General features: G+C 58.2%; 6 protein-coding genes. 3 read left to right on the top strand and 3 right to left on the bottom strand.

Features of this window, described 5'->3' with window-relative positions; translation table 11 throughout:
- Positions 1-781 (bottom strand): RNA-guided endonuclease InsQ/TnpB family protein (locus tag NW846_RS12115; protein WP_414516135.1); only part of this gene is annotated, 781 nt, incomplete at its 3' end.
- A 334-nt stretch (positions 782-1,115) separates the two neighbouring features.
- Between NW846_RS12115 and NW846_RS12110 the strand changes: the two genes are divergently transcribed.
- Together NW846_RS12110 and NW846_RS12105 are read left to right on the top strand one after the other, a co-directional pair.
- Positions 1,116-1,601: a 2Fe-2S iron-sulfur cluster-binding protein gene (locus NW846_RS12110; RefSeq protein ID WP_011432453.1), complete on the top strand. Its 486-nt coding sequence runs from the start codon at positions 1,116-1,118 to the stop codon at positions 1,599-1,601.
- A gap of 95 nt (positions 1,602-1,696) precedes the next feature.
- On the top strand, positions 1,697-3,082 hold the full coding sequence (locus tag NW846_RS12105; RefSeq protein WP_414516133.1) for an FGGY-family carbohydrate kinase: 1,386 nt from the start codon (positions 1,697-1,699) through the stop codon (positions 3,080-3,082).
- A 458-nt stretch (positions 3,083-3,540) separates the two neighbouring features.
- On the opposite strand, the gene NW846_RS12100 is transcribed toward NW846_RS12105, so the two are convergent.
- A complete protein-coding gene (locus NW846_RS12100) occupies positions 3,541-3,762 on the bottom strand; it encodes a hypothetical protein (protein ID WP_414342539.1) in 222 nt (73 codons plus the stop codon).
- Positions 3,762-5,615, bottom strand: a complete 1,854-nt coding sequence (locus NW846_RS12095) for a S8 family serine peptidase (protein WP_414383871.1) — start codon at positions 5,613-5,615, stop codon at positions 3,762-3,764. The genes NW846_RS12100 and NW846_RS12095 overlap by 1 nt, the downstream gene beginning before the upstream one ends.
- Before the next feature lie 222 nt (positions 5,616-5,837).
- Here NW846_RS12095 and NW846_RS12090 point away from each other — a divergent pair, with 222 nt between their 5' ends.
- Complete coding sequence (locus NW846_RS12090; protein WP_369791770.1) at positions 5,838-6,530, top strand: MotA/TolQ/ExbB proton channel family protein; 693 nt, start codon at positions 5,838-5,840, stop codon at positions 6,528-6,530.
- Positions 6,531-6,618 lie beyond the last annotated feature (88 nt).

Here is a 6,618-nt window from a genome sequence, read left to right as displayed (position 1 = left end):
TTTTGCAAATCGCGGTCGAGACCTTGTGCAGGAAGTCGCGGCGGGCGTTGGCCATCTGAGAATGAATACGCTGGAGGCGGGCTTTTGCCTTCTTCCAGTTGTTGCTGAACTTGACTTTGCGGGAGAGCGCTTGCTGTGCCTTGCGCAAGCGCGCCTCGTGCCGCTTGAAGCTGTTGAGGGGCGCGTAGAACGTGCCGTCCGAGAGGGTAGCCAAGCGGGCAATGCCCATGTCCATGCCCACTGCGCCCCCCTGCGGAATAGGCCAATTAACCTCCCGCTCGGTCTGGATCGACACGAACCACTTGCCAGCGTGCTTGGATACGGTGACGTTCTTGACCTTGCCCACCACGTCGCGGCTGTTGCGATAACGCAGCCAGCCAAGTTTGGGCAGGTAGATGCGACTATTAACCTGATCAAGCTTGGTAGTTTCCGAACCGGAGTAGCGGAAGCTGTCGGACTGGCCCTTTTTCTTGAACTTCGGGAAGCCGGCGCGTTGGGCGAAGAAGTGGCTGTAGGCTCGCTCCAAATCCTGGAGCGCCTGTTGCAGCGGATGCACCGGCGCATCCGCCAGCCACGCCGTATCTGCGCTGTGGCGCCACGCGGTGAGCAGCTGGCACAAGCCCGCATAGCCTAGCTTTTTCTGGCCTTGCTCGTGACGCTCCTTCTGCAACGCCAGTGCTTTGTTGTAGACGAACCGGCAGGAGCCAGCAAAGCGGCGCATCTGCCGTTCCTGCTGGCTGTTGGGCAGCAATTCGTACTTGAAGGCTTGAAGTCGTTGCACCGCTCAATCGTATTCTTGGCCTATGCGTGATGACAACGATATTCACATGGCCGGCACTGCGTTTTTAAAGGGCGTCGGCTACGGTCGGCGCTATCCTTCCCCGCCCTGAAGGACGGGGCTTGCCGCGCCTTTTGGTCAAGTTTCTGAAGCCTACACCAGCAAGACCTATAGTTGGAGTGCCGAGAAGGCTCAGAGGGCATTCGTATGCACCGAGACCTGAATGGCGCATGGGGGATTTTCCTGCATGCTTAGGTAGAACTGCCCTGTTCCGGCAATCTGCATTGGTGAAAGATGCTAGCTTTTTTAGCATCCAGTAGCCCAAAAAGTGCGGACTATGGTCAAGCGTGTGCGGTTGGATCCCATTGCCCAAGTGTCTGAAATCGCCACCAACAGCAATTTGCTCTCGGTGCTGCTGCAAGAAGAGCTGAATGTGTTGAAAGAGTGCGGTGGGCGCGGCCTCTGCGCCACCTGTCATGTGTACGTTAAGGAGGGGATGGAGTCTTTATCCCCGATGAGCAAGCGGGAGCAGCGCACCCTGGAGGTGATCACCACCTGCAAGCCTAACTCTCGCTTGGCCTGCCAAGCGCGGGTGCTGGGGGAAGGGGTGGTGGTGGAATTGCCTGCCGGGATGTACATCCATGCTTTTCAGGATATCGAGGCGTTGATCGGTCGGCGAGCGGAGCAGCCACTTTTGCACCCTGTAACCGGCGCGGTTTTGGTGCAGGAGGGCAAGCTGATCACCCGCTCGGTGCTGGAATCGGTGAGAGGGCTGGATCTGGATATCCAAGAAGCACTGGCTCGGAGCAGCCAGGAGTTTTGAGATTTTGATCCCATCTTTTGAGCCAGTTTGGGCCCCTTTTTGAGGCCACTTGGCCACCCCGCATATAAACAAAGCATTCTCAGGTGAGTATTCCTATGCCCCCTGTGTTTCTTGGGATCGATCTGGGCACTTCTGGGATGCGGGTGGTGGCCCTCTCAGAGCAGGGGGAGGTGGTGGCCAAAAGCGAGCGCCAGTGGGATCCCCCAGAGACCAATCCGGGCCGCTGGTTGCGAACCCTGAAAGCCCTTTTGGGACAACTGACCGCGCAACTGGGGGAGCAGTATTCCATTGCAGCTCTGAGTGCTTGCAGCACTTCCGGCACCATTCTGCCGGTGGATGGTCGAGGCATGCCGTTGGAACAGGCGTGGCTGTATTCTGACCCACGGGGCCAGGCTCAGGCCAAGCAATTGGGGATCCCTGCCAGTTGGGGTCTCAGCCGTTGGCTGTGGTGGGCGGAAGCCTATCCTGATCAGTATCGAGACAGCTACTTGGCCCATCCGGCGGACTTTTTGCTGAGCCAACTGGGGGGGCGCAGGCAGGTGACCGATCACACCCATGCCCTCAAGAGCGGTTTCGACCTGGAGGCCTACACCTGGCCTCAGGAGTGGTTGGCGCGGCAGGGCCTAAACCCCAAGCATTTCCCCGAGGTGGTACCGCCGGGAACGGTTTTAGGAACGGTGCGAGCAGACTGGGGGTTGGGGCCGGAAGTGCTGATCGCGGCAGGGATCACCGATGGCTGTGCCGGGCAACTGGCGGCAGGGGCTATTCGCTTGGGGCAGGTTTCCACCAGCTTGGGCACAACCCTTATTTTTAAGGCCAACAGTCCGGATCCCATACAAACCCCAAGCATCTATTCCCATTTGCACCCGGACAGTGCTCCGCACCGCTGTCGCGAACGAATGGTTTGGTGGCCGGGGGCCGCCTCTTTTTGTGGAGGCGGAGTTTTGCCTCATTACTTCCCCGACGGCAACCTGCAAATGCTGGATCAGCAAGCTCAGGCTTATCTGCCCACCGGGCTGGTCAGCTATCCCCTTTGTCGGCCGGGAGAGCGTTTTCCCATTGTCGATCCCCAGTTTGCCGGGTTCTTGCCGGAGGCAGAAGAGGGATCCCCCCGTTTTTACGCTGCTTTGTTGGAGGGGGTAGCGATGGTGGAGCGGCTGGGGCTGGAAACGTTGGCCGCTCAAGGGATCCCAGTGCCAGAGCAGAGCCCGATTTTCACCACCGGTGGAGGCAGCAAAAGCCCTCTCTGGTTGCGCCTACGCGCCAGCATCCTTGCTCGTCCCTTGGCTGTGGTGAAACACCCGGAGCCGGCTGTGGGGGCAGCCATCTTGGCCGCTTCTGCCTATTGGTGCTGCTCTGTCCAACAGGCTGCCGATCGATTGGTACAGGTAGAACGCTATGTTCAACCGGATCCAGAGTGGGTGAAGTCTTACGCAGAGATCTACTCGGTCTTTCACAGCCGCCTGAGCAACCTGCTTTGACATGTTCCCTGCTCTACTGGCTTGCTTCCCCGTAGCGGTAGGGTGAGGATTCTTGTTACTGGTTCCACAACAGACCTTGCCGCAAAGGATCCCGTCCCGCTTTCGCCAGTAGGTTTCCCCTCTAAAACAGCGATGATGGTTTCCCAGTTGTTCAGGCTACAGACTTATGACTATGTAAGTATTAAGCGGTCACGGGATACAGCTGCCTACCTACGTTTTTTGAGCTTCGTGAATGCTCAGCCGTGGAAACGAGATTCTTTTTAAACGGAAATGAAATATTTTCGTTGCATTGCTTCCTAACTTTCCTTCTCTCCTAAATTAAAGAGAAGCTAGGGGTGAGGGTCGGCAGCGAGGTGTCTCAATCTTGTTTGAAGCGACTGTAAAAGCATTCTGACATCGAAAAGCAGGGATCCCCGCTTGGGGATCCCCGATTGGTATGGCCGGAGCCGCAAGCCAAGCTAGGGCTGCCGCTGGAAGCTCTTGACTTCTAAAACCGGCCCTACCTGAGCCACCGTCACCATGTCTTCTCTGATCTGTCCCTGGATGGTGACCTCTAGTCCCTCTTGCAAGAGCTCTTTGGGGGCACGGAAAAGGGCATAGTGCTCGCCGGAAGGCAGCGTCAGCACCCACACTCCCCCTTCGATATCCAGGAACTGGATGGTACCGCTGTACTCTTGCATCACTGCCTCAGCGCCAGCCCAGTTGCCGTGGATTGAGATTCCGTAGCCGCTTGCGCTCCCAAGTAGGCCAGGCCCAGGCAGAGCAAGCCATTGAAGAGCAAGAAGGAGCGACCCAACCAAGCAGAGGATCCAAGCCATAGCACCCCCTCATAAAACAGGGATCCGGACAAGAGCAGATGCGAGGCCATGCCAATGCACAAGCCAATCACCGCCCAGCGCCAGCGCCGATGGCCCAGGAGCAGCAACATCAACAGGCCTGGGATCAACACGCTGGCAAATAGGGGGTTCAAGGCATTGGTCTGGGCAAAGGCGGTGCCCAACTCCGGCAGGGAGCTACCCGCCAATTGGAAGGGCCAACGGGGGCCACCGACAATCGCCAACCCCTGCAAGGGGAAAAGACCGGCACTGCCCAAAAGCATCCCAGCCAGCAAAGGCACCGTCTGCAGCAGCCGCTTGGGAGCCAGCCACCAGCGGATCAGCACCAGGATAATGTAGCCGCCCACCACCATCAGCAGCTTCGGCACCAGAGCAATCGGGCCACCATCGAACCAGAAGCGTGGGTTGAGGTAGCCATTGTTGTTCAGGTACTGCAGGAAGTCCTTCAACCAGAGCACCAAGGGGTTTTCCTCCTGTTGCCCTGTGGCCCTGGCCAGCGCCTTGGCTGCATCCAAACGACCAGCCCCGTAGAAGTTCTGTTTGTCGCCGGGCACTGGGGTAGCCGACATTTTCAGCACTTCCTCCACCTTGTCCGGGTCTTTGATGCCCTGAGCCTGGATCAGAGCTGCCACACCGGCTACGTGGGGAGTGGCCATGCTGGTGCCTTGGAAGTAGGCAAAGACCGGCTCGTTGGGGTTACGACGATTGATGGTTTGCTGCAGGATGCCGTACTCGGGGTGATCGGGAGTTTTGGCTCCGCCGGGGGCAGAGATGTCCACCCCCACCCCATAGTTGGAGTAGGGAGCTTTTTCCCCGTTGGGCCCCGTGGCCGAGACGGCGATCACATGCGGGTAGCGGGCCGGGTAGCTCACCTGGTTGGAGTTTTCGTTGCCGGCGGCTGCGATCACCGTCACCCCCTTACTGTGGGCATAGGCCACCGCCTCCTCCATCAGTTGGGCAGAAGCGCGGCTACCCAGGCTGAGGTTGATGATCGTAGCCCCGTGGTCGGCAGCATAGCGGATCCCTTCCACCACATCCGACAGGGATCCGAAGCCATTGGCATCCAACACCCGCACCGGCATGATCTTGGCCTTGAAGGCGATGCCGGCTACACCCAAGAAATTGTTGGTGGACTGTGCAATGGTTCCCGCCACATGGGTGCCGTGGCCGTTGAGGTCTTCCGGCTCCTCATCGTCGTCCACAAAGTCATAGCCCTTCACAAATTGGGTTTGGGCCAGGTCGGGAACTCGGGTTACTCCTGTGTCCACCACGGCTACCGTCACCCCTTCCCCTTGGGAGATGTCCCAGGCTTCTGGCATGTGGATGGCCCTGAGATTCCATTGCTGGGGATAGAGGCGGTCATTGGGCACGAAAGCCGCCTGGAATTGATAGTTGGGGTGAGCATACTCGATCAAAGCTTCGTCGGTGAGCCGCTTAACCAGCCGCCGCGTGGATCCCAGGTGGTCGGCATCCACGTCAAACAGATAGATCGCTTCCTGGCGGGCAAAAGCGCTGTTACTGCTGGGGCGGAGCGTCAAATGATACTCTTTAGCGATAGCGGCAATCTGACTGGGGGTGGCTGTGTTCACAAAGTTGACCACGATGCTGTCGTAGGGGGTAGATCCCTTGCCGCAAGCCGTCAACAGCAAGGCCATCAAGCCGGCGCAGCAAAGACCCAACCAGCGTCTGAATTTCATAATTCACGCCCTCGGGATCCAAAATTGTTGCAACCAGTATGCCCTCTGGATTGACAATTGACGAGATGAGATCCGGCATGGGGGCAAAATTGCCAAAAGGTGCAACCTTCGCCGCGCAAGAAGGGATCCCAGCCCTGCCGAGAAAGTGCTATGACAAGATGAGCGTAAATTGCCGCTTGGAGGGGGGAATCAGGATCGATGGATAGAGTCTTGCAGCTCATGATCCAGGGTTGGTACTACTCCATCCCCCTGTTGACGTTCTCGGTCTTCTCAGTGGCCTGTTGCATTGAGCGGGTGCTGTTTTGGTGGAAGATCACCCATCGGCAGGAGGAGGTGGTGCAGCAAGCCCTGAGCCAGTACCGCCGTAACCCACGCGCTGCCCAGTATTTGCTGGAGCAAAATGCCGATCTGCCGATTGCCCGCATCTTTTTGGCCGGGTTGGAGCTGAACGAGGCCAGCCCGGAAGATTTTAAGCTGGCTCTGGAAACGGCCCTGGCGGCAGAAGTGCCTCTGCTGAAGCGCTTCAACACTGTCTTCGACACCGTAATCACCGTTGCCCCCTTCTTGGGCTTGTTGGGCACCGTCACCGGCATCATCCAGATCCTCAGCTCCATTCAACTGGGGGATATCGGCGGCACCGATACCCAGGGGGTAGGTCGGGGGATCGCCGAAGCCTTGTACTCGACGGCCTTTGGACTGATTGTGGCTATTCCCACCCTGTTGATTTCCAACGTCTTCCGCTCTTTGTACCTGCGGCAACTCTCTAAGATCCAAGAGTACGGCGGCATGCTGGAGCTGCTGCATCGGCAGCGGCAAGAGATGCAGGCCCAACAGCTTTCCCAGTATTCCTACACCCAATCTAGCCCCAGTGGCAGCTCCACCCTTCCCCCCTACTCCTCGCTTGAGCCCTCCTAGCCTATGCGCATCCCCGAAGAGAACTTCCGAGCTGGCGAGATCAACATCGTGCCCCTGATCGATGTCATCTTCTCGATCTTGGTGTTTT

Origin of the sequence: Synechococcus sp. W60.3, assembly GCF_047502615.1 — a bacterium.
In the GTDB taxonomy this organism is placed as follows: domain Bacteria; phylum Cyanobacteriota; class Cyanobacteriia; order Thermostichales; family Thermostichaceae; genus Thermostichus.
The sequence above is the reverse complement of the archived record's forward strand: the minus strand, read 5'-3'. Positions and strand labels throughout refer to the sequence as shown.